The sequence below is a fragment of the uncultured Fibrobacter sp. genome, assembly GCF_946062555.1.
In the GTDB taxonomy this organism is placed as follows: Bacteria; Fibrobacterota; Fibrobacteria; order Fibrobacterales; family Fibrobacteraceae; genus Fibrobacter.
Genome location: NZ_CAMGVQ010000008.1, coordinates 45,074 through 68,490 on the forward strand (window position 1 = coordinate 45,074; position 23,417 = coordinate 68,490).

Genomic DNA, 23,417 nt, shown 5'->3' on the forward strand with positions numbered 1-23,417 from the left:
TCGTTTTGGTACATGCATATTTTGTAAATCTGCCTGTAGGCAAACGGCCATTTGGGGCGTGAGTTGTTTGCGTTTATTCGTTGCGGGCAGTCGAAGGCCTCAAGTAGGTAAATGCATTCAACTCCACGCCTTTTTTATTTCCCCAAAAGACTGAAGAAATGCAGAACAGGGTGGACTCGCTGAGTTTTGCTCTTGTCCTCTACTTGGAACTTCGACACTTTCAGCAACGAGAATAAGACAATAACTCGCCATCGCCCGTGGATTGCATGGGCGTAGTGTACCCTGGGCGTATTGTATCCGCTCGGGATTGTTTTGCAACGTCATTGCGAACCCTGAAAGGGTGAAGCAATCCATTGCAAGATTGTGCGGGTGTATTGTATTCGTTTGAAAATGTCGCGCTTTTAGGCGAGGAGTGAGTCGGCTCCCCGCCGTTCTTTTTTGTCCGCACCCCGGCCAAGCGAATCGGCCAGAACCGCTCCCGCGAGAGTGAACTCGTTCACTTTCAACACGGAGCGAAAAGTGCCGACGAAGGAAACCAAATCTTTAGCCTCTTGGCTAAAAACACAATTGGGTGAAAACCGATTCGAGAATGATTGCGCTGTATTAAGCCATTATCTTTCTTTGCAAGGAACTCCATCGGCAGATTTTTACGCCAATATTCTTCGCAAGAATAATTTCGATTTATCAAGTCTTCCTAGTAAGAACTCGTATCAAAAAAGCTTTTCTCATTATAATCCGAAGAGAAATACTTCGTTTACTTTCATTGATTTGTTTGCAGGCATTGGCGGATTCCGTTTGGCGATGCAACGAAATGGTGGAGAGTGTGTTTTTACAAGTGAGTGGGATGAATCTGCTCAGAAAACATATTCGACAAATTATGCCGAGTACCCATTCGGAGATATAACAAAAATAAATCCGACTGAAATTCCTGATTTCGATATTTTGACCGGGGGATTCCCTTGTCAGCCTTTCAGCTCTATAGGAAAACGAGAAGGTTTTGAACATAAAACGCAAGGAACACTTTTCTTTTACATTGCAAAAATCATAAAGGAAAAACGGCCGAAAGCATTTCTTTTGGAAAATGTTCCCGGACTTGTTTCTCACAATGAAGGCAAAACGCTTGAAATAATCCTTGATGTTCTTCGCAAAGAATTGAAATATGACGTTTCGATTAAGGTTCTCAATAGTGCAGATTTTGGAGTTCCCCAAGAACGCAAGCGTCTTTACTTTGTTGGATTTAGAAATGATTTAGGCATTGACTCATTTGAATTCCCTAAAGAAAATGAAAAAAAAGTTGGCATCGGACAATTTGTTGAGACTGATGCCGAAGGACCTTCGATTTCGGAACATTTGCAAAAATCGTATATCTTCAAAAAAGATGATGGTCATCCAGAAATTATTGACAAGGATAGTGATTTTCCTGTAAAGACATTGTGTGCATCATACCACAAAATTCAAAGAATTACGGGAACATTTGTCAGAGGCGGAAAAACGGGACTTAGACTTCTTACTGAGCAAGAATGCAAAGCCATTATGGGATTTCCACCTGATTTTGTCATTCCAGTATCAAGAACGCAGATGTATCACCAGTTTGGAAATTCCGTTGCCGTTCCGGTGGTGCAGAAAATTTCGGAACAAATTGTTAATGCCTTAGGAGGTGATGAATAATGCCTACCGCTCCAGATGTAGTATCAAGTATTTTTAGAAAATACGAAAAACAAGAACTGTCGCCGGAGTTTATAAGAGATGAATCAAATAATATTTGTGACATTCTTGAAATAACAAGATATGGGGATCCTGGTCGAACAGCGAGAATGTTTGCAGAACAGGGGTATGTCGCAAAAGTGAATGGAACATGTAAATATGATCCAGATGCTATTCCTTTAAACAAGAAATACGAATTTGAAAAATATGAATACGTTTACGGATACCAAAATTTTGAAAATTCAAAGAAATGTATGGAAAAACGTAAAATTGATGATTTATTCAATCAACTAAAAAGGCTTGTTGATGAGAATCCCGAAAATCAAGATTATTTGAACAACATTCTGAATCCGATTAAACAACCTGAACATCACGATGTGCACCCTCACATTCCCACTCAAATCATCTACTACGGTGTTCCGGGGTGCGGCAAGAGCAATAAAATCCGGGAGCAACTGAAGGACGTTCCTGAGAAGAACAAGGTTCGTGTCGTGTTCCACCCGGAATACACCAACGCCGAATTCATCGGTCAGATTTTACCGAAAGTCAACGATCACGTCACCTACGAATTTACTCCCGGGCCGTTTACGCAAATTATCAAGCGTGCGTATCTCAGCCCTAATGAGCATTTTTACCTGGTTATCGAAGAAATCAACCGAGGCAATGCGGCGGCCATTTTCGGTGACACCTTCCAGTTGTTAGATAGGCTTAAGGCTGGCGAAACGGACTCTCTCGGCAACGACCCGGCAAATGCGGCGGTAAACACGTTTACAGAAGGCTGGAGCCAGTATTTTGTCCAGAACGATGATGTCAACGCCTATATTCGGGGAACTGAAAACAGCATTCAGATTGGGAATATTCGCTTTGATTCGAATACGGCTATCCGCTTGCCGCCTAACCTTTCCATCTTGGCGACGATGAACACTAGCGACCAGAATGTGTTCACCTTGGATAATGCTTTCCAGCGTCGTTTTGACATGGAACTGGTTCGCAACGAATTTGACCTCAATAAGCCTGCCGTCAATGCTCAGTACAACGCAGAAATTGACGATACCGGTATTAAATGGGGACAATTCTGGGGATGGATCAACGCCAAAATTACGTCAACCCTGAAAGGGCTTTCTAGCACCGAAGATAAGCGGCTGGGAGTCTGGTTCGTGAGCAACGTGGGCGGCATTATCGACGACAAGGTCTTTGCCGAAAAGGTTTTGAAGTTCCTGTGGGATGACGTTTTCAAGTTCAAGCGTCCGCAGATTTTTGCAGATGGTATCGACACGTTGGAAAAGCTGATTAACTTCTTTGAAAAACCGTCTGAAGGGAAAGAACGCTTTGACGTTTTCAAGGACAAGGCGAATCTTGTCGCATTTGTAGCATCGCCAACGCTGTAATCCTTGATGCAAAAGCTAAACGAAATATGTTCCTGCGAATCCAAGGCGAATTCGGAGACCGAGTTCGTCGGCATTCGTTGCGAAAAATCAAAGGAAGGTGGCGCGCTGGAAACAAGCATCATCTTTCCTTTGGGATATTTCAAGGATGACACGGCTTTGCGCGAACTCCCCGAAGAAGAATTACGGGAATGCGTCGTCAATCTTTTTACGGTACTTTCTGACCCTTTGCTGCAGGAACAGATTCATCAGGATTCGTCCATTTCCACATTTGCGGAAGAACATGGCGAATCTGAATTTCCGATGGTTTCGTACTTGAATGTTATTCGGAATTTTCTTGATTTCGGCTACCTTGACGAAAAGGAAATTCTGTACAAAAAGGGCGCGAACGGGAAAATCCATTGGGGACGGACAATCAAGGCCGTGCAACCTGTCATTACCGAAGATGCACAGAATCTCGTGTACCTAGACTTTATCGCCCGTAAAGTCAGTTATAACGAAGATACGCTCATTACGCAGGTCCACAAGTTCTGCGTTCACGACGCTCTTGTGAAACTCGGATTTTTGTTTGGCGTAGATCCGTCCGAAGAACCGCTGTTGGATTTTGATTATGACCTGTTCTGTAACGCAATTCATTCTAAACTCGCGAAAACGTTTAACGACCGCGATTTGCGCTTGCTCGCCGACTTGGCCCGAATTGTGGAGTATCTTGCCGGGCATAAAACCGAAGACGGAAAAACGGCAGACGATTTTTATTTTGGCGTAAACACCTTCGCCCCCGTGTGGGAAGCGATGGTGGATAAAATTTTCGGGAAGTTGCCGCAGGGAGTTGCCAAGGATAAATTTAATCCGCATTGTGAATGGGATCTGAGTTCTGGAGCCCGCGGATACGAAAATCCCAATTATGCAATGCGTCCCGATACGATTATGTGGGATGAGGAAGGCAATCGTCTTTATGTTCTGGATGCCAAGTATTATAAGTTTGGCGTGACTGGTTCTGCATCAGATTTACCATCATCTGGTTCAATCTGCAAGCAAATTGCTTATGCGGAGTATGTGGAAACACATTGGAAAGAAATTTTAGGCGTGGATTCTATCGCAACGCCTTCGGCTTCGCTCCAGAATGACACTCTGCCCAAGCCTATTTACAACGCGTTCCTACTGCCGTATTGTTTTGATGGCGAGAACTTGAATCTACCGCCGGACGACGGCTTTGAAACGCGTCCTTGCAAGATGCGCTTTATAGGCTTTTGCCATGGGAACTGGAAAAATCTTGATGCAAGGCCGGGCGAGGTCGATTACCGTCCTTACCACCGAATCGCGGGAATCTTGCTGGATGTAAGGTCGGTGATGGAGAACTATGGTGCGTTGGGTGAGGCTCAAAAGACGTTGGCGACGTGTATTTTGAGGGAAAACTCAAATCTTTCTGAGTGAAATAGACGTTTTTTTCAAAAAAAACTTGCCTTTTGGGCCGAAATAATGTATACTTGTTAGAAATTAGCGAACATATAACATTTAGCGGTGGGTACGGCTATGACTTTTGGAGATTTTGTAAGGGAAAGGCGTATGAATGCTGGTGTAAACCTTAGAGCGTTGGCCAAGGAATTGGACATTGCTCCGGCATATATGAGCGATATCGAAAAAAATCACCGTTATCCGCCGGATAAGAAAAAAATTTATAAGATTGCTGAAGTTTTAAAATTGTCTGAAGAAGAAAAAAATCAGATGTTTGACTTGGCTGGTGAGGCTAGGGTCGGGACGATTGCTCCGGACATTTCGGATTACGTGATGAGTCAAAATGCTGCACGTGTTGCTCTTCGCAAGGCAAGGGATTTGAACCTTGGCGAAAAGGAATGGGTGCAGATATTGAAGAATATCGAAAAGCAGGGTGCAAAAAGTAAATGATCGTGAAAATCTATACATCGGCACAATTAGAAGATTTTGCTCGCAAGAAACGAGAAGAATTTTTTTCTTGGAGACCGCAGGCGAGTTCTGCGGTTGATGTATATGATTTTGTTGACTTTGTTGGCTGCGAACCGGACTGGAAGTATTTGACTCCTGACAAGTCTATTTTGGGTTGCGTGTGTTTTGACAATTCGTGCTTGCCTACTTGGGAAGACTATGTGGCAAAAAAGTCCAAACACCCTGTTTTTATGAATTTTAATCGGGGAACAATTGTTGTAGACCAAGCTTTAAGCGAAGGTGTTGATCGAGGAAAGGAAAATTTTACGGTTGTACATGAATGTTTCCATTGGTTGCTTCACCAGTATTTTTTTTCTAACACTAATTCGGATTCTGTTCACGCTTGTAATAGCAATTCTTTTTCGTTATTCGAATGTTCTGAAAATGATTCTGAGATAAACATTCTTGAATGGCAAGCGAACTACGCAACAACATGTTTTTTGATGCCGCGAGATGACGTGGCTCAAGCATTTATTAAGCGTCTGCGATTAAAGGGGTTTCCGCAGAGACCGTTGGAGTTGAAACGTTGGGTAAATGCTCATATATCAATGCTGGCAAAGCAATTCGGTGTGAATTTTAATCCGATGAAGTATCGGCTGCAAGAACTTAAACTTATTCAAAAATAGGGGAAAATTATGGAATGGAAAGAAGATGAATCGCCATTGTTTGTGGATGTTCCGTTGGATGAAAAGGGGCGAGAGGCCCTTGAATACGGGTACGATGAAGATGAAACGTATAAGACTCATTTCAAAAGATTGGTGCTAAATCACCAGGAATTTAATTTAATTGATGCGTTTCTATTGACTTTTGTTGAAAAATTCAATGTGTTCATCGATCGAGGCGAATTCTCTACTTTGCTGAATAAAGATGTACTCGCGGCAAAAACTTTGACAGAGAAATATGCACAACAGCATCCTGAAACCAAGGATGTTTGTGATAAACTCGTGAAGCAATTTGATGTTGCCATTGAATATGGAAGCGATGTGGAATTCGCCTAAAAAAATTTTTTATCAATATTGTTAGAAATTAGCGAACAACAAACAGAGGCTGTATGAAGATTGATAAATATGCAATTGTGGCTGAGTTAGAGAAAAAGTTAAAGGAAAGGGGAGTTCCTTTTGTTGATGGATTTCCAACTATTCCGCAGAATATGTTTGTTCGAGATATACCAGATGAGATTCTTCCCTTTCCCAATCACCTAAAAGCAACGAATCCAGCAAGGGCTTTGCTTACGAACTTCTCGAATGATGAAATTCTGTACACATCATTTGCCCGCATTGATGAACGCTTGGAAATAGCCAAGAATTTCTTAGGGATGACAGGATTTGATTTCAGTGCAAGAGAGGGGGATGATGAAGTGAATCAAGATTTTTATCTCTATCTAAATAAATTGTTGGACGCCTATTTTGCTTCTTGTGGCATTAGAATTCTTCCGAATTTTAGGATTACAGGGGAATTGTCATCTTTGAAGGTTTTTCACATTTATCCGCCTAAAACTTGGTTCGCCGTTGGAACTTTGGGGTGTGCCAATGGGCATATTGCAGAAAATGAAACTTTACTTCGGTACAAGCTGATTTTTGCTCGGCCTGGGTATTTGCTTGTTTATGGCGTGTTGAAAGATGAATATAGGGATATTTTAGAAACTTATGGGGTTCCGTATGCTGTGTTTGAAGATTATGCAAGTCGTTCAAGAGGAGGAAAAATATAATGGACGCGAAAGGGAAATACACGAGACTTGTTCAAAATGTCAAGGAAAACATTGATAGGAATGCCGCTTTAAAAAAGCGAATCGAAAATAGAAATCAACATCAGTCGAAGAACAAGGATCTTTGGCAAAAGGTCAATTTAGATACGCTTGTAGAAAAGTTTGCTCCTAATTCTGTTCCTGAAATCAATGATAGCGGAAAAATCATTTTCCATACTCCTGGTAGTAATGTGCAGTTGGTTGCGGAGGCTACCATTGGAAGTGTTAGAATAGAAAGGCTTGATCTTTCAGGACAAAGACGATATTTGGATTTGGATGGTGTTCTCCGAAATAACATTACCGTTGATGGTAAAACGAGGGGACGAACGAAGGAAGAATATGAATTGGCAACTCACTTTAGAATTAAGAAATTGGACGAAATGTAGATAAAATGAAACAGTATCAGCACCAAAAATTTCTTCTTCAATGTGCCTTCACTGAGTTTGATATAAAGGCATATTGTCTGAATATGCCTGCTGATACGCCTTTGTATTTGCAGGAGAACGATTTGTTTGATTATCCTGTTTATCGACGAAAAATCCCTTTGTCTATTCTAGATGGGAACGTGGATACAAAAGAAGACTTTAATGTCTTTCTCAAGAAAGTAAAGTATGTAGATGAACTTTATTTAGTGGATGATAGAAAATGTTCAGAAAGTCCTTTTGTTCAAAAACATGCCCTAGCCACGAAAAAAGCTTTTCTTTGGCATTTTTTACAAGCTGGAATTCCGTGCTATTTCGCAAAATAAAAACGCCCAGGCTTTGAACCTGGACGTTTTGTAAAAGGAGATTCCCGGTCAAGCCGGGAATGACAATGTGGAGGCGGCGCTTCGGCAGGCTCAGCGACCTTACTAACCACTCCCTACTGCCTACCGTCTACTTCTTACTTCAGAAAGTTCATGTACGGCAGCTTGCTGGCGAGTTCCTGCACCTTGTCGGCGTTGGCCATGAGGGCGGAACGTGCGTGCCAGGAACCGTCGAGGAACTGACCGCGGGGGCCGTCGGCAAGCGTGAGCTCGATAGTTTCGTCACCCATCTTGAGCGTGCGGCTTTCGGTGCTGGTGACGAGTTCTTCGCTCGGGTGTGCTTCGATCCAGGCGAGAATTTTGTCTGCCACTTCGTGGCTTACCTTGTAGCAAGGCACGCCAATGGCAACGCAGTTACCGAAGAAGATTTCGGAGTAGCTTTCGGCGATGATGGCGCGGATGCCCCAGCGCTTCAGGGCCTGCGGAGCGTGTTCGCGGCTGGAACCGCAACCGAAGTTCTGGTTCGAGACGAGGATGGAGCCGTTCTTGTAGGCCGGATCGCGGAACGGGTGGACCTTGCCCTGAGCGGCGAGGCCAGCGATATCGTCGGCAAAGGCGTTGTCGCCAAGGCCTTCGAACGTGACGCACTTGAGGAAGCGTGCCGGGATGATACGGTCAGTGTCGATGTCGTTGCCGCGTACAGGAACGCCGGAACCTTTAACAATGTCGATAGAATTCATTTTTTAAATCTCCTTGCGTTACTTGATGTACTTGCGGACGTCGGTGACACAGCCTTCGATGGCGGCGGCGGCCACCATGGCGGGGCTCATGAGAATGGTGCGGCCCGTGGGGCTGCCCTGACGGCCCTTGAAGTTACGGTTGCTGGAGCTTGCGCTCACCTGGCGGTCCTTGAGCTTGTCCGGGTTCATGGCGAGGCAGAGCGAGCAGCCTGCTTCGCGCCATTCGGCACCGGCTTCCTTGAAAATCTTGTCGAGACCGAGAGCTTCGGCTTCCACCTTGATCTTCATGGAGCCCGGAACGACCCACATCTTCACGGTCGGGGCGACCTTGTGGCCCTTGATGATTTCGGCGGCGGCCTGCAAGTCGCTGAGGCGGCCGTTGGTGCAGCTACCCACGAAGGCGATGTCGATGGGGCGGCCAATCATCTTGGAACCTTCTTCCCAGCCCATGTATTCGTAGGCTTCGGAGATGACCTTCTTTTCGCTGCCGGTAAATTCGTCAATCTTCGGCATGTTGCCGTTCAGCGGAATGGCCTGGGCAGGCGTAATGCCCCAGGTGACCATCGGTTCGAGGTTGTCGCAGTTGATTTCGACTTCGTCGTCAAACTGGGCGTCGGCGTCGGTAGCGACGGACTTCCAGTAAGCAACGGCTTCGTCCCACTTGTCGGCCTTTGGAGCGTACGGACGGCCCTTGAGGTATTCGAAAGTCTTTTCGTCGGGGTTGCAGTAACCGACGCGGGCGCCGCCTTCGATAGCCATGTTGCAGACCGTCATACGGCCTTCCATGCCCATTTCTTCGATGACCGGGCCTGCAAATTCGTAAGCGTAGCCAACGCCGCCGTTCACGCCGAGCTTCGCGATGTAGGCAAGTGCCACGTCCTTGGCGGTCACGCCCGGCTTGAGCTTGCCGGTGAACTTGATGCGGCGGGTCTTCAAGGGGCTCATGGCGAGGGTCTGGGTGGCGAGAACGTCGGCCACCTGGCTTGTTCCGATACCGAACGCAATAGCGCCGAATGCGCCGTGGGTTGCCGTATGGGAGTCACCGCAGGCAACAGTCATGCCCGGCTGGGTCACGCCTTCTTCGGGGCCCACGATGTGGATTACGCCCTGTTCGGCGGTGGCGGGGCCAAAGAACTTGATGCCGTTGTTCTTGGTGTTGTTTTCGATATGGGAGAACATCTCTTCGGAAATGCCGTCCTTAAGCGGGCGGTTGCGTTCCGGGAACGTGGTCGGAATGATGTGGTCCACCGTGGCGAACGTGCGTTCCGGGAACAGTACCTTCTGGCCTTCTTCGCGGAGCTGCGCAAAAGCCTGCGGGCTCGTGACTTCGTGGCAGAGGTGGAGCCCGATAAAGAGCTGGCACTGGCCGCTCGGGAGCTTTGCTACCGTGTGGCTTTCAAAAATCTTCTGATAGAGTGATTTTCCCATGATTTTGTCTCTTTTTGTTCCCGCTGAATTCTTTGGTCCCTATCGCTTCGCTCCAGGGTGACAGATACGAATGCCATTCTGGAGGGCCGAAGGCCCGATAGAATCCATCAGGATTGTTTTTACTATTTGTAATGCGGCACAAATATAGAAAAAGAGCCCGCAGCTTTTCAACTGCGGGCGTCTCTCTCTCGTAAAATTGGTTGATTCTTAGTACTGTTCGAGGTGAGTGTCGAAATGGTACTTTTCGTGGTAGTAGCTGAGCATTTCGCTTGTGCTGGTGAAGGCGCCCGCACGGATAGCGTTGCGGACTTCGGGGTCGTTGCGGGACATTTCGATAATTTTTGCATCTATGTCCTTGAACAGCAACTTGTTAGATGCCATAGCCACGTGGTTCTGGTTGTAGTCCAGGTGGTAGCTGCGTTCCAGCATCTGGAAAAGCTCCGCCTGGCATGCGTTTTCGGGAGGGTTCTTCTTGACGATAGGCATATAGCACTTGTTGATGTAATCCTGCTTGTAAGAAATAATCATCTCGTCGATGGCAGGAATGTTGTGGTCCGAATCGTGGCTAGCGAGTTCTGCTTTGGGAGTGACAACACCGGAACATCCGGTAAGAAGGGCGGCGGTCATGGTTGCAAGAGCCAAAACTCTAAACTTCATTTTATTTATCCTTTTTCTTTGTTGAAGCCAATTCCCTAATTCCGAAATCAAAATTATTTAAATGTCAATTTTTTGGCGAGGGGTCAGATGTAACAAATAGCTTACAACTGACCTAAAAAAAACACTTAGAGAACACTTTTTGAGTGAGTTTGTGATGAGTGTCACTTGCGTCGAAGTGTTGTGTTTTTTTCAACAGGGGTTATCGATTCCGTACGGCATCGGCTGTGGGCTTGAACATGTAGAACCACTTAATCGGGTCGATTACTTTGTATCGAACATTGCCGATAGACTTGTTCCCGTTGCGGTCGATGATTCCCGTGACAACGTGGGCGTGGGGGCCTGTCGTGTGCCCTGTGAGGCCGACCGTTGCGATGGGATCTCCGGCCATGACTTCCTGGCCGTCCAGATAAAGTAACTGGTCGCAGTGCATGAAAATGACGACGTCTTTTTTGCGCACAAGACCGATGACAATTCCACCGCGTTCATCGCGGGCGGTCCATGCCTTGGCGGCAAACGGCGCGAGTATGCGTGCTCCCTGACGGCTGGCTACATCGATGCCGTTGTGCTGTCTAAAATTCGCTGTGGCTTGGGGGTGGTAAAATTCCGTAATGTAGGCGACGCTGTCCGACACGATCGATGTCCAGTATTTCCAGGCGGCGCCGATGGAATCCGATGCCGTGTTGCCGATGTAGTCGGGCCTCGAAAACTTGACGACGGTCCCTTCGGGAGGAACGTTTAATTTGTTCTTTTCCCAGGCGTTGGCAGGGTAGCCGTTTTCTTCGAGTGTTACCTTGATGTACTGCTGCACCATGCGCTCGTTGGTGATGATGGCGCTGAACCTTCCGATGGCGTAGCGGGCGATGCGTTGCAGAGTTTCCTTGCCGTCGAAGGTGTATTCGAACGAGGGCGCAATGGAAAGCTTGTCGCGTTCGTGGATGCGGTTACGCATGTTTGAAATTCCGGGTTCCGTTTCGGTCACGAACAGGAAGGGAAGCGCAATCACAAGTAAAAGCAACAGTGGGAAAATGGTCCTGAACACCTTGGAGGATCCGTCCAGCGGATTCTTCTCGATAATTGAAATCTTGTGGAGTTGCTCGATAATCCGGGTGAATGCTTCGGGACTTGTTCTCCAATCGCAAAGCCTGATTTCCTTGTAGAGGGAATGGCTCCTACGGACGGCACGGTAGGCGTGGTAGAATTTCTTCCTGTTCGGCTTTTGCGGCAGGAGCCAAAGTAGGTTCGCCCTGTTAAAGTGGGGTAGGTCTTCGAGGTATGCGGAAGCCTCGCTTACGCTGTCTCCGTCGATCACGATCAGCCTTGAAATCAGCTTGGCGTAGTAGGCTTCTTCGTCGTTGATGTCCAGGGGTAAGATGACGACGACTTGCGCGATGGCTTTCTTGATGTGCTGCAGATTGTGGTATAGGTTCCGGAACTGGTCGTCGTCCTTGGGGAAAGCCCTGGAGCCGGTTACGGTCCAACCTGAAGATTCTGAATTTAGTTTGTTCAGAATTTCCTGCGGAAGGAGCTTTTCGAAAAGAGCCTGGACCTCAATGGGGGCGTCACCTTTGAGGTGATTCTTTCCCGAAAAGTCTATGACCATAAAACGAGCGCCGGCATTCAATGCCAGCGCAAGATTTTGCAGAGGCTCTAGCGGAATCTCGTTTTCGCCGGGGAATGCGAAACTGGTTACTCCGCCTTGCCTGTACAGGTCGTTCAGGACCTTTCTCTGCATGGTTTCTTGGTTATGCCTTCTGGAAACCGCGGGGATAGCTGAAACCTGCCGGAGGAGCGGCGACGAACTTGTCTACCTGAAGATAGAGTTCTTCGGCGGAAGAGGCGGGGTTGAAGTAGATTTCCTGGTTCCTGTTCTGGGTGCGGCCCTTGAGGGGTTCGCCGCGGCGGGAACGGCTCACGATGCCGAGCGGAAGCACTTCAAGAAGCGGAAGAAGGCCGAAATAGCGGAACAGGCTGAAATTTTTCTGCCAGGTGGTGCGTTCGGCGAGAACGGCGAACGTGCCTTCGAAAATGGACTTCGTCTGAAGCAGTTCGTCAGATGTCATTGTCACCAGTTCGTGGTTGGTGGGAAAGTTGTTCACGAAGTTGACCATGTCGCCCTTGAGGTAGTTGGCGTCGCAAAGGAATACGAATTTCATTTTTTACCTAGCCTGTTTTGTTTGTTTAGATAAAAAAATAGTTTTTTGGCAAATGGTTGTCATTAGTTGGATCACCCTAAACGCCTAAAAGCGGAACTTTTCGTTCCAATTTAATGTAAAAAGTTTGTAAATTTTTTTTGAGGACCCCGAAAATTTCAAAAACTGAAAATAACGTAAAAAGGGTTTCGTTTTGCTAACTTGTTGATTGTCAACAAGTTACAACAAAGCGGATTTTTTATGGCCATCGCAGGTTGCGTTTTTTTACGAAAAATCGGCTTTTTGACGCTTTTTTGCAGATAAAATCATTATATTTGACCTCGTAAAATTGCGCTCGGACTAGCGGGTGCGGTTCTCTATTTTGTGAAAGCAAAAGGTGAAATTGGAAGAAGATTTTATGGGAGATCATAAATGAAACGAAAAAATAGATCTGTAGCAGCATTATTGGCGTCTGTCAGTTTGCTGGCATCAGTGGGTGTAGCTCAGGAGGCGGAGAATACTGCTCCTTCCGTGATGGGCATTCCGGGTGAATCCATCGATGAAGGCAAGAAGTTTGCTCCGATTAAATTGGACAAGTATGTTACCGATGACATGGACAAGCCTGAAAAAATCAAGTGGTCCGTTTCCGGCAACAAGCAACTTAAAGTTTCCATTTCTCCCGACCGCATAGCGACGATTGAAATTCCGGACCAGTACTGGAACGGTTCTGAAGATATCACCTTTATTGCAACTGATACCAAGGGCGCCTCGGGTTCCGAAACGGTGAACTTCAACGTGGAATCCGTAAACAACCCGCCTGAAGTCAAGCAGATTCCGGACCAGACCATCGACGAAGGTAAGACCTTCGCGAAGATCAAGCTCGACGACTACGTGACCGACCCCGACCATCCGAAGAACCAGATTCTCTGGGAATTCGACATCTCTCCGATTGGCAAGGATCAGGCCGACGGCGACCTGAACGTGGAAATCGACCCGAACCGCGTCGCTTCCGTGATTATTCCTGACCCGAACTGGTACGGCTCCGCAAAGATCAAGTTTACGGCTACCGACGGTGAATATGCTAGCGCTTCTACGACCGCAAACTTCGTGGTGAATCCGATCAACGATGCTCCGGTGCTCCAGAAGATTCCGGACCAGACCATCGAAGAAAAGAACGAATTCGAATCCATCAGCCTGACCGATTACGTGGCCGACGTGGATGACGATGTCATGAAGCTCAAGTGGACCATCTCGGGCAACAAGGACCTGAAGTTCGACATCGACAAGTATGGTTCCGCAATCATCAAGATTCCGAATGAATTCTGGAACGGCTCCGAAACCGTGACCTTCACGGCGACCGACCCGGCTGGTGCATCTGCCAAGACGACGGCCAAGTTCACGGTCAAGTCCGTGAACGATGCTCCTGAATTCGTACAGGAAGTCCAGGATCAGACCATCGACGAAAAGCAGGAGTTCAAGCCCATTGAACTGGACAAGCTGGTCAAGGATCCCGACCATCCTTTCGAACAACTTAAGTGGACCGTTTCGGGCAACAAGGATCTCGCCGTCAATATCGCCGGCAAGACCGCCACCATCAAGATCCCGAACAAGATGTGGAACGGTTCTGAGTCCATCAAGTTCAAGGTCTGCGACCCGGCCGGTGCTTGCGCCGAATCCGAAAACAGCTTCACGGTGAACTCCGTGAACGACGTGCCGCAGCTCGTGAAGCAGATCCCGAACCAGACCATCGACGAAAAGAAGACCTTCGCGAAGATCAAGCTCGACGAATACGTGAAGGACGCCGACCACAAGAATTCCGAACTCTCCTGGGAAGCCGACGTGAAGCACCAGGGTAAGGAACCTCAGTCCGGTACTTTGTCTGTAAATATCGGTGACGACCACGTGGCATCTATTGAAATTCCGGATCCGTACTGGAACGGCGCTGCTGTCGTGACCTTTACGGTGTCTGACCCGGAAGGCGCTTCTGTCAAGCAGGCTGTGACCTTCACGGTCAAGTCCATCAACGATATTCCTGTGTTCAAGAAGATTCCGGACCAGGCTATCGAAGAAAAGAACGAATTTGCCTCCGTGATGCTCGACGATTACCTCTCCGATGCCGATCACGATCTCTCCCAGTTGAAGATCGACATTACGGGTAACAAGGACATCAAGGTCAACCTGAACAACAAGACCCGCGAAGTTTCTTTCAAGACGCCGAATGAACTTTGGAATGGTTCCGAAACCATCACCTTTACCGCTGTCGATCCGGATGGCGGCAAGGCTTCCTCCCAGATGAAACTTACTGTCAAGTCCATCAACGACCCCCCGGCCATGAAAGATATTGCTGAACAGACCGTCAAGGAAAAGGCCGAATTCAAGCCGGTGGAACTCGACAAGTATGTCGAAGACCTCGATCATTCCAAGGCCCAGCTCAAGTGGACCGTGACGGGCAACCGCGAACTCAAGGTGTCCATCGACGGTAACCGCGTGATGAAGGTGACTCCGCCGTCTCCGCAGTGGAACGGTTCCGAAACGCTCACCATCAAGGTGTCCGACCCCGAAGGTGCAACCGACGAACGCTCTGTCGCTTACACCGTGGAATCCGTGAACGACGTTCCGGAATTCATCAAGCAGGTCGCTCCGCAGACCATCAAGGAAAAGGGCCAGTTCCAGCCGATCAAGCTCGGCGAAATGGTTCGCGACCTCGACAACAAGCTTTCCGACCTCCAGTTCACTGTTGACGTGAAGTCTACCAAGGGCAAGGAAGCTGGTCTCACTGTTGATATTGACGCCCAGCATGTGGCCAACATCAAGATTCCGAACAAGTTCTGGAACGGTGCCGATGAAATTACCTTTACGGTGACCGACCCGGAAGGTGCCAAGGCTGTGTCCAAGGCTCTCTTTACCGTGCAGTCCGTGAACGACGTGCCGGTGCTGAAGAAGGTTCCGGATCAGATGATCGAAGAAAAGCATGAATTTGCTTCTATCAACCTCGCCGAACTTGCTTCTGACCCCGACCACGCCTTTAAGGATCTCAAGTGGACGGTTTCTGGCAACAAGCAGCTCAAGATTGATATCGACAAGAACGGTGTCGCAACGATCAAGATGCCGACCAAGATGTGGAACGGTTCCGAAAAGGTGACCTTCACGGTGACCGACCCGGAAGGCGCTACTGCCAAGTCTGACGCCGTGTTCACGGTGAAGTCCATCAACGACCCGCCGGTCATGAAGGATATCGCTAACCAGACCATCAAGGAAAAGGGTGAATTCAAGTCGATTGAACTTGACAAGTACGCCTCTGACGAAGACCACGATCAGTCCAAGCTCAAGTGGACTGTATCCGGCAACAAGCAGCTCAAGGTCGTGATCGACCCGAAGCATGTCGCTACGGTTAAAGCCCCGAACAAGTTCTGGAACGGTTCTGAAGACATTACCTTCACGGTGACCGACCCGGAAGGCGCCTCTGACAAGCGCACGGTGAAGTTTACGGTGGAATCCGTGAACGACCTGCCGGAATTCGTGAAGCCCATCAAGGACCAGAGCATTCCTGAAAAGCGTGAATTCGCTATCATCAACCTGAACGACATCGTGAAGGATGCCGACCACAAGCTCGATCAGCTCTCCTGGAGCTTTGACGTGAAGCCGGCGAAGGGTGCCCCGAAGAACTACACTCCGCAGCTCAAGGTGACTGTGGATGGCCAGCGCATGGCCAAGGTGGTGATTCCGGACAAGTACTGGAATGGCTCCGAAGAAATTACGTTCAAGGTGGAAGATCCGGATGGCGGCAAGGCCCATTGCACGGCAACCTTTACGGTGCAGTCCGTGAACGATGCTCCGACCATCGGCAAGATTAACGACCAGATGGTGAAGGAAAAGGAAGAATTCAAGTCCTTCAACCTGAAGCAGCTTATCAAGGATCCGGATCACCCCTACGAAAAGCTCAAGATCGAAGTTTCTGGCCAGAAGGATCTCAAGGTCTCTATTTCCAAGGATGGCGAGGTTACCGTCAAGGCTCCGAGTCCGCTTTGGAACGGCAACGAAAAGATCACCTTCACTGTGACCGACCCGGAAGGCGCAACCGCCAAGGCGACTGCCGCATTCTCTGTGCAGTCTATCAACGATCCTCCGGTCATGAAGGATATTGCTAGCCAGACCATCAAGGAAAAGGGGAGCTTCAAGTCTATTGCTCTCGACAACTATGTCGAAGACCTCGACCATCCGAAGAACAAGCTGAAGTGGAAGATTGAAGGCGCCAAGGCACTCAAGGTTGCCATGGATGCAAGCCACAATGTGTCTATCTTGCCGCCGAACCCGAACTGGCATGGTGCCGAAACCATCAAGTTCACGGTGACCGACCCGGAAGGCGCTTCTGATAGCCGCTCCGTGACCTTCACTGTTGAATCGGTGAACGATGCTCCGCAGTTCGTCCGCGAACTCAAGGACCAGTCCATCGACGAAAAGAAGCAGTTCCAGCAGATCAAGCTTGACGATCTCGTGAAGGACCCGGACCACAAGAATTCCGAACTCAAGTGGACCTTCGATGTGAAGGCTAAGTCTGCCGCTGCTCCGGCTGCCAAGGGCAAGAAGGGTGCTGCCGCAGAACCGGCTCCGTCTGCTAAGGATGGCCTGAGTGTCAAGGTGGACAACAACCATGTTGCAACAATCGTGATTCCGAACAAGTTCTGGAACGGTGCCGCCGACATTACCTTCACGGTGACCGACCCGGAAGGTGCCAAGGCTTCCAAGACCGCCCATTACGAAGTGCGTTCCATCAACGACGCTCCGGTGATTTCCGCAAGCGCTCCGAAGGGTGAAACCATCCGTGAAAACGGCGTGTTCAGGACCATCGACCTTTCGAACCTCGCTACCGACCCGGACCACAAGACTGCCCAGCTCAAGTGGACTGTCTCTGGCAACAAGTTCCTCAAGGTGAATATGCGTAAGGACAACACCGTCCAGATCGCTGTGCCGGATCCGCAGTGGAACGGCAAGGAAACGGTGACCTTCACGGTGACCGACCCGGAAGGTGCTTCTGCCAACCACAAGATGCACTTCGAAGTGACACGCGTGAACGACGCTCCGGTCATTGTCAAGAAGATTCCTGACCAGAAGATCAAGGAAAAGCAGCTCTTCAAGCAGATCAAGCTCGACGAATTCGTGAAGGACCCGGATAACAAGCCGAGCGAACTCAAGTGGACCGTGACGGGCAACAAGCTCCTGAAGGCTGAAATCTCTCCGAGCCGAGTGCTCACGGTTACTGCTCCGGACAAGAATTTCTGGTGCGCTCCGGAATCCATGGTTCTTATTGTGAAGGACCCGGATGGTGCCGAAACCTCTCAGATGGTGACCTTCGAAATCACCTCTGTGAACGACGCTCCGGTGCTCAAGAACATTCCTGACCAGAAGATCAAGGAAAAGGGCATGTTCAAGGAAATCGACCTGAACAAGTTCGTGCACGATCCTGACCATAAGCTCTCCGAATTGGTGTGGACGGTGAAGGTTGACAAGGTGAATGCCGCTCCGGCTGCAAAGCCTGCCAAGAAACCGACCAAGAAGTCTGCAAAGAAGGGCAAGAAGAAGGGCAAGAAGAACGCCAAGGAAGAAGTGTCCGAAGAACCGGCTCCGGCTCCTGTTGACGAGTTCCAGGTGGAAATTGACAGCAAGAACATTGCTCGCGTGAAGATTGCCAACAAGTTCTGGAATGGCGAACGCAACGTGACCTTCACCGTGAAGGACCCCGAAGGCGCCTCTGATTCCAAGACGGTGAACTTCAAGGTTGAATCTGTGAATGATGCACCGGTAATCAAGCCGATCGCCATCCAGAGCGTCCAGGAAAAGGAACGCTTCAAGCCGCTCGACCTCGCTCAGTACATCTCTGATCCGGACCATCAGCTGTCCGCCCTGAAGATTGAACTAGCTCCGACCCGCGCCCTCAAGGCTTCTATCAATGCCAAGAAGGAACTCGTCGTTTCTACTCCGGACAAGTTCTGGAGCGGAACCGAAAAGATCAAGATTGACGTTTATGACCCCGAAGGTGCTCGTGCTACTCAGCAGATCACCTACGAAGTGGTGCCTGTGAACGATCCTCCGGTCATCAAGCACATTGCCGGCCAGAAGATCAAGGAAAAGGAAAAGTTCGAAATTGTCGATCTCTCCAAGGCTGCCGAAGACCCGGATAACAAGCCCAACGAACTCCACTGGACCGTGTCCGGCAATAAGGACCTCAAGGTGGATATCAAGGGGACTCGTGCCCAGGTGCTGACTCCGAACCCGAACTGGTTCGGCAAGGAAACCCTCACCTTCACGGTGAAGGATATCGCCGGTGCATCTGCTTCTGCCAAGGCTACTTTCGAAGTCACTCCGGTGAACGACGCTCCGACTCTCAAGCCGGTACAGCCGTTCGTGATCGAAGAAAAGAGAACCTTTGCTCCCGTTGACTTCAGCAAGATGGTGAATGACCCCGATAACTCTCTCGAAGAATTGACCTGGACGCTCGACAACGATGTTCCGAACGTGAAGGGCAAGAAGGGCAAGAAGGGGAAGGGCGGTCCGGTCGTGAAGCATGAAATCAACTTCATGATTAACGAAAAGGGCTTGCTCCAGGCTGAAACTCCGAATCCGTACTGGAACGGTATGGAAACGGTGACGGTGAACGTGTTCGACCCGGCTGGCGAAAAGGCTTCTGTCCAGGTGAAGTTCACGGTGAAGCCGGTGAACGATCCGCCGGTCGTGAAGAAGATTCCTGACCAGGAAACTCTGCAGGGTTCTGCCTTCAAGCCGATTAAGCTCGACCAGTATGTTTCTGATCCGGATCACAAGAACACCGAAATCAGGTGGGCTGCTGCCGGTGCCAAGAATCTTGCTGTGCAGATTAACGGAAGCCGCGAAGCCATCGTGAAGCCTAAGAAACCGGATTGGTTCGGTGAAGAAACCATCATCTTTACCGCTAAGGATCCGGCCGGCGCTTCCGACAAGGCTATGGTGAAGTTCGTTGTAAAGCACGTGAATGCTGCCCCGATTATGCGCGACATTCCGGATGCAACGATCAAGGAAGATGACAACAATGGTGTAATCGCCGTGATCAAGCTTGATCAGTACGCACGCGACAAGGATCATCGTTTCGACGAACTCAAGTGGTCCTTCACTGGCAACAAGTTCCTTGAAGTGAAGTACGACAAGTACAAGAAGACCGCTACGGTTGCCCAGCCGCACCCGAACTGGAACGGCAAGCCGGAAAAGATTACCTTCACGGTGACTGATCCGGATGGCGCCAAGGCTTCTAAGTCTGCTCTGTTCACTGTGATTGCCGTGAACGATCCGCCGGTTGCTACTGCACAGACCTACATGACTCAGGAAGGTGAAGAACTCAAGGTGAGCGCCGCCGAAGGTCTGATGGCCGGTGTGACGGATGCCGATGGTGAAAAGCCTGTGTCTGTGCAGCTGGTGCAGAAGCCGCGCAACGGTAAGATCAACCTGAACGAACGTGACGGTTCCTTCACCTACATGCCGAACAAGGGCTTCAGCGGCCTTGATGAATTCAGCTTCAAGGTTCGAGATCCGGGTGGACTCGCCTCTCAGGTGACGACTGCCGAAGTCAATGTTTCCTTCAAGATGAAGGATCTCCGCGGTGGCGACACCAAGAAGAAGGCTGAACCGAAGAAGGAAGAAGAAAAGGCCCCGGCTAAGGGTAAGCGCAAGAAGGGCAAGCGCCGCTAATCCATAAGTGGCCTCGCTCTGCGAGCTTCTACCAAGAATTTGAGTAAAGCTTAAAAAGTGAAAATCCCGCTCCTAGAGCGGGATTTTTGCGTTTTCGGGAATTTTCCTCCCGAAATGGCTGTTTGGTGTTGAAAACTTCAAAACGGAAAAAAAGCCCCGAAGGCTTTTTTGTGTCGTTTTTTGCCCCTGAAATATATTTTTGAATTGGATGCAAGGGCCTATTGCCCATTGTAGTATAGGGATAAATTTATGAAAAAAGGATTGTTTGGTGCTTTTGGACTTTGCCTGTGTGCCGTGATGGGGACGCCGGTGATGTCTGCTTATGCTGCCGAAAAGGCGGCAGATTTCAGCTGGAGCAACGTGAGCATGGGCGGGGGCGGATTCGTCTCCGCCGTGATAGCGTCTCCGGTCGACAAGGGACTTTTCTATGCCCGCACTGACGTGGGCGGCGCTTACCGCTGGAACGAATCGACTTCTCGCTGGGAATCGATGATGGACTGGGTCGATGTTTCCGAGCGAGGCCTTTTGGGTATTGAGGCTATTGCCGTTGACCCGCAGGAATCGGGCGTTGTGTACATGGTGGCAGGAACCAGTTACTGGAACAACGGCCGTACGGCGTTCCTCCGCAGTAGCGACAAGGGTGAATCTTGGGATGTCCTTTACACCTGGGACGAAGACGGTATCAAGGGAGCGAAAGTGGCACGCTTTGGCGCTCATGGTAACGGCATGGGCCGCGGTAATGGCGAAGCCTTGGCGGTCGACCCGAACGATTCGAAGATTATGTTCTACGGCTCCAAGAACAAGGGCCTCTGGAAATCGACGGATAACGGAACGAGCTGGAGCCATGTGGATGCTTGGACCAAGGCTGCCGGGAGCGATACGACCTGGAATGGTTCGGGATTTAGCTTTGTGCAGTATGCTCCGGGCAGCTCCAAGGTGCTGTACGCCGGATTCTTGCGCGAAGGGACGACGGCCAAGGGCACGTTTGAAAACGTGTTCACCTCGACCGACGGCGGTGCAAGCTGGAAGGCGCTCCCGATTCCGGATTCATTGCGCAGCACGGCCGGCGGGAGCATTGTGCGCCTGATGCCGCAGCGTGCGGTGGTTTCGGGCGACGGAAAAACGATGACGGTGACCTTTGCCGATGGCGCCGGGCCGCATTCCATGATGTGGGACGAAGGCTGGGGCATGATTTACGATGGTTTTGGTCGCGGTGCGGTGCTGCAGCTTGATGTGGCTTCGGCGACTTGGTCCAACGTTTCTCCGGAAAACAATCTGGACGAAGGTGGTAATCCCAAGTACGACAAGGTGGACGTGAAAGGTATGGTCGACTGCGAAGCGACTGGCGGCAAGACTTGCGAAGAATATTACTCCTACATTGCCCCTTATGGCGGCATTGCCATTAATCCGAAAAATGCAAACGAAATGGTGGTGACCACTGAAGGCTATCGCGGACCGCAGTTCTGGTACACGGCCACGAGCGATACCAGCGGCAAGTGGAGTGACCAGTGGGGTACTAACATTTACCACACGACCGACGGCGGTAAAACCTGGATTGCAAGCTTCAAGTATTACTGGATGGAAGGCGGCGTCTATCCGACGACCAAGCAGATGGATGCTAATGGAATTGGATGGATGCATAACGGTTCTATCCACTGGTCCGGTAGCGTTGCCATGGATCCGTTCGACAACAACCGCGTCTTTGTGACTTCGGGTAACGGTATTTTCCGCTGCGACAACTTGAGCGATTACATTTATAAGGAAGCTGAAAATTCTTGGGAAGAACCGCAGCTCACCATGAACCAGGTGTGGCATTTCTCGGCGCATGGTGTCGAAGAAACGGTGCCTTTCGAAGTGGTGAGCATTCCGGGTGGCCCGATGATTTCGATCATTGGTGACTACGACGGATTCCGTCACGATGATATTGCAAAATATCCGGCATTCAGGCACAAGACGAATGTTGGCGGCGATTATGTATCGTTGGGTACGACGCAGGGCCTTGCTTATGCTCCCAAGAGTGGCAAATTGGCCAAGGTGGCTGACAAGCGTGCCTACGAGGGTCAGTACAATGACATTCCCATCGCTCCGGTGCAGTATTCTCTTGATTCGGGTAAGACATGGACGGTGGAAACTTATACAGGACCTGATAAGAACGCTGCCAAGGGTACTGTGGCTCTTTCGGCAAAAGGTACTTATACCATCTGGGTTCCGATGGAAGGAACGACCGATGTCTATCGCAATTACAACGGCACGACTTGGGAAAAGGTTTCGGGAATCGATAACACCGCGTATGTGGTGGGCGACCCTGAAAACGACGACGTGTTCTACGCCTACACCAAGGCGGATGGCAAGTTCTACAAGAGTTCCGATGCGGGCGCAAGTTTCAAGGCCGTGAGTACGCCTGGTGAAAGCGCGTTCAAGAAGTTCCGAGCCATTCCGGGCTACGGGGGCGACTTGTGGCTGCCTGTCGCTATTCAGGATCCGTCGAATGGAATGCCAGCAAGCGGAAAACTTTTGCATTCGACCGATGGCGGTGCTACCTGGGCTGCGGTTGAAGGCGTCGGCTATTGCGAAGCGGTGGGCTTTGGCGCTCCCAAGGAAAAAGGCAGTTATCCGGCGATTTACGTTTTCGCAACAGTCGGTAAAGTGACGGGCGTATTCGGCTCCGATGACAAGGGTAAAACCTGGACTCGCGTGAACGATGACGGTCACGAATACGGCGGCCTTGCCAACGGCGAATTCGTGATGGGCGACATGAACAACTACGGCGTGGTGTACATGAGTACGGCTGGCCGCGGCATTGCAGCCCGCGTGCCGAGCGACTGGAACATGGGTTCCTCGAGTTCCGAAGGAAATACGAAGATTGCTCCGTCCGCTAAGGTGATTGCTTCGGCCTCGGTAACTTATGCAAACGGTAACCTGGAACTTCACTTGAATTCAACCGTTGCTCGCGTGAGCGTGTTCGACATGAAGGGCAAGAAGATTTCTAGCCGCTATTACAGCAGCTCTGCCTCGGTGCCGCTCAAGGAACTGGTGCGTGCCAAGGGCAGCTATTTTGTTCGAGTCGATAACGGCAAGAAGGTGCTGTTTGCAAACCGCGTGATTGTGACGCAATAGTGGAAATAGATAATTGGTTGTCTGAAAAAAAAGTCCCGCTGGGTTTAACCGAGCGGGACGTTTTGTTGTCTAAGTTCTAAGCTCTACCAA

At 49.6% G+C, this 23,417-nt stretch carries 16 protein-coding genes; 11 read left to right on the top strand and 5 right to left on the bottom strand.

Going from position 1 to position 23,417, the window contains the following annotated elements; genetic code table 11:
- Positions 1–519 precede the first annotated feature (519 nt).
- The 9 genes from Q0P86_RS03770 (at position 520) to Q0P86_RS03810 (ending at position 7,543) form a co-directional block, all read left to right on the top strand.
- A complete protein-coding gene (locus tag Q0P86_RS03770) occupies positions 520–1,668 on the top strand; it encodes a DNA cytosine methyltransferase (RefSeq protein ID WP_295037566.1) in 1,149 nt (382 codons plus the stop codon).
- Positions 1,669–1,958: 290 nt separating this feature from the next.
- Positions 1,959–3,092 carry an AAA family ATPase gene (locus Q0P86_RS03775; RefSeq protein ID WP_295037569.1) on the top strand — a complete coding sequence of 378 codons (1,134 nt, stop codon included), beginning with the start codon at positions 1,959–1,961 and terminating at the stop codon, positions 3,090–3,092.
- 6 nt (positions 3,093–3,098) lie between these two features.
- Complete coding sequence (locus Q0P86_RS03780; RefSeq protein WP_295036817.1) at positions 3,099–4,523, top strand: LlaJI family restriction endonuclease; 1,425 nt, start codon at positions 3,099–3,101, stop codon at positions 4,521–4,523.
- A 99-nt stretch (positions 4,524–4,622) separates the two neighbouring features.
- Entirely contained in the window at positions 4,623–4,994 is a 372-nt protein-coding gene (locus Q0P86_RS03785) for a helix-turn-helix transcriptional regulator (protein ID WP_295037571.1), read from the top strand.
- Complete coding sequence (locus Q0P86_RS03790) at positions 4,991–5,677, top strand: ImmA/IrrE family metallo-endopeptidase (RefSeq protein ID WP_295037573.1); 687 nt, start codon at positions 4,991–4,993, stop codon at positions 5,675–5,677. Before Q0P86_RS03785 ends, Q0P86_RS03790 begins: the two co-directional genes overlap by 4 nt.
- Positions 5,678–5,686: 9 nt before the next feature.
- On the top strand, positions 5,687–6,049 hold the full coding sequence (locus Q0P86_RS03795) for a hypothetical protein (protein WP_295037575.1): 363 nt from the start codon (positions 5,687–5,689) through the stop codon (positions 6,047–6,049).
- Positions 6,050–6,102: 53 nt separating this feature from the next.
- Positions 6,103–6,759, top strand: a complete 657-nt coding sequence (locus Q0P86_RS03800) for a DUF4417 domain-containing protein (protein ID WP_295037576.1) — start codon at positions 6,103–6,105, stop codon at positions 6,757–6,759.
- Positions 6,759–7,181: a hypothetical protein gene (locus Q0P86_RS03805; protein ID WP_295037578.1), complete on the top strand. Its 423-nt coding sequence runs from the start codon at positions 6,759–6,761 to the stop codon at positions 7,179–7,181. Before Q0P86_RS03800 ends, Q0P86_RS03805 begins: the two co-directional genes overlap by 1 nt.
- An 83-nt stretch (positions 7,182–7,264) precedes the next feature.
- A complete protein-coding gene (locus Q0P86_RS03810) occupies positions 7,265–7,543 on the top strand; it encodes a hypothetical protein (protein ID WP_295037580.1) in 279 nt (92 codons plus the stop codon).
- Positions 7,544–7,677: 134 nt separating this feature from the next.
- Here the strand turns inward: Q0P86_RS03810 and Q0P86_RS03815 are convergent, their stop codons facing one another.
- From Q0P86_RS03815 to Q0P86_RS03835, 5 genes are all read right to left on the bottom strand, one after another.
- Entirely contained in the window at positions 7,678–8,280 is a 603-nt protein-coding gene (locus Q0P86_RS03815; protein ID WP_072810665.1) for a 3-isopropylmalate dehydratase small subunit 2, read from the bottom strand.
- 18 nt (positions 8,281–8,298) lie between these two features.
- Complete coding sequence (leuC, locus tag Q0P86_RS03820; RefSeq protein WP_295037583.1) at positions 8,299–9,708, bottom strand: 3-isopropylmalate dehydratase large subunit; 1,410 nt, start codon at positions 9,706–9,708, stop codon at positions 8,299–8,301.
- Positions 9,709–9,915: 207 nt separating this feature from the next.
- A complete protein-coding gene (locus tag Q0P86_RS03825; protein ID WP_295037585.1) occupies positions 9,916–10,365 on the bottom strand; it encodes a hypothetical protein in 450 nt (149 codons plus the stop codon).
- A 199-nt stretch (positions 10,366–10,564) separates the two neighbouring features.
- Positions 10,565–12,097 carry a M23 family metallopeptidase gene (locus Q0P86_RS03830; RefSeq protein WP_295037587.1) on the bottom strand — a complete coding sequence of 511 codons (1,533 nt, stop codon included), beginning with the start codon at positions 12,095–12,097 and terminating at the stop codon, positions 10,565–10,567.
- Between the two features lie 10 nt (positions 12,098–12,107).
- Positions 12,108–12,518 (bottom strand): hypothetical protein, encoded by a 411-nt coding sequence (locus Q0P86_RS03835; RefSeq protein ID WP_072978191.1) that lies wholly within the window; start codon positions 12,516–12,518, stop codon positions 12,108–12,110.
- 408 nt (positions 12,519–12,926) lie between these two features.
- On the opposite strand from Q0P86_RS03835, the gene Q0P86_RS03840 reads away from it, so the two are divergent.
- Entirely contained in the window at positions 12,927–20,210 is a 7,284-nt protein-coding gene (locus Q0P86_RS03840; RefSeq protein WP_295037589.1) for a tandem-95 repeat protein, read from the top strand.
- 249 nt (positions 20,211–20,459) lie between these two features.
- Positions 20,460–23,327: a T9SS type A sorting domain-containing protein gene (locus Q0P86_RS03845; RefSeq protein WP_295037591.1), complete on the top strand. Its 2,868-nt coding sequence runs from the start codon at positions 20,460–20,462 to the stop codon at positions 23,325–23,327.
- Positions 23,328–23,417: the final 90 nt, after the last annotated feature.

What these genes read in the sequence shown, in the direction of transcription:
- Q0P86_RS03775 (WP_295037569.1), top strand. Translation starts at nt 1,959, where the DNA reads ATGGAAAAACGTAAAATTGATGATTTATTCAATCAACTAAAAAGGCTT.
- Q0P86_RS03780 (WP_295036817.1), top strand. Translation starts at nt 3,099, where the DNA reads ATGCAAAAGCTAAACGAAATATGTTCCTGCGAATCCAAGGCGAATTCG.
- Q0P86_RS03785 (WP_295037571.1), top strand. Translation starts at nt 4,623, where the DNA reads ATGACTTTTGGAGATTTTGTAAGGGAAAGGCGTATGAATGCTGGTGTA.
- Q0P86_RS03790 (WP_295037573.1), top strand. Translation starts at nt 4,991, where the DNA reads ATGATCGTGAAAATCTATACATCGGCACAATTAGAAGATTTTGCTCGC.
- Q0P86_RS03795 (WP_295037575.1), top strand. Translation starts at nt 5,687, where the DNA reads ATGGAATGGAAAGAAGATGAATCGCCATTGTTTGTGGATGTTCCGTTG.
- Q0P86_RS03800 (WP_295037576.1), top strand. Translation starts at nt 6,103, where the DNA reads ATGAAGATTGATAAATATGCAATTGTGGCTGAGTTAGAGAAAAAGTTA.
- Q0P86_RS03805 (WP_295037578.1), top strand. Translation starts at nt 6,759, where the DNA reads ATGGACGCGAAAGGGAAATACACGAGACTTGTTCAAAATGTCAAGGAA.
- Q0P86_RS03810 (WP_295037580.1), top strand. Translation starts at nt 7,265, where the DNA reads ATGCCTGCTGATACGCCTTTGTATTTGCAGGAGAACGATTTGTTTGAT.
- Q0P86_RS03815 (WP_072810665.1), bottom strand. Translation starts at nt 8,280, where the DNA reads ATGAATTCTATCGACATTGTTAAAGGTTCCGGCGTTCCTGTACGCGGC.
- leuC (WP_295037583.1), bottom strand. Translation starts at nt 9,708, where the DNA reads ATGGGAAAATCACTCTATCAGAAGATTTTTGAAAGCCACACGGTAGCA.
- Q0P86_RS03825 (WP_295037585.1), bottom strand. Translation starts at nt 10,365, where the DNA reads ATGAAGTTTAGAGTTTTGGCTCTTGCAACCATGACCGCCGCCCTTCTT.
- Q0P86_RS03830 (WP_295037587.1), bottom strand. Translation starts at nt 12,097, where the DNA reads ATGCAGAGAAAGGTCCTGAACGACCTGTACAGGCAAGGCGGAGTAACC.
- Q0P86_RS03835 (WP_072978191.1), bottom strand. Translation starts at nt 12,518, where the DNA reads ATGAAATTCGTATTCCTTTGCGACGCCAACTACCTCAAGGGCGACATG.
- Q0P86_RS03840 (WP_295037589.1), top strand. Translation starts at nt 12,927, where the DNA reads ATGAAACGAAAAAATAGATCTGTAGCAGCATTATTGGCGTCTGTCAGT.
- Q0P86_RS03845 (WP_295037591.1), top strand. Translation starts at nt 20,460, where the DNA reads ATGAAAAAAGGATTGTTTGGTGCTTTTGGACTTTGCCTGTGTGCCGTG.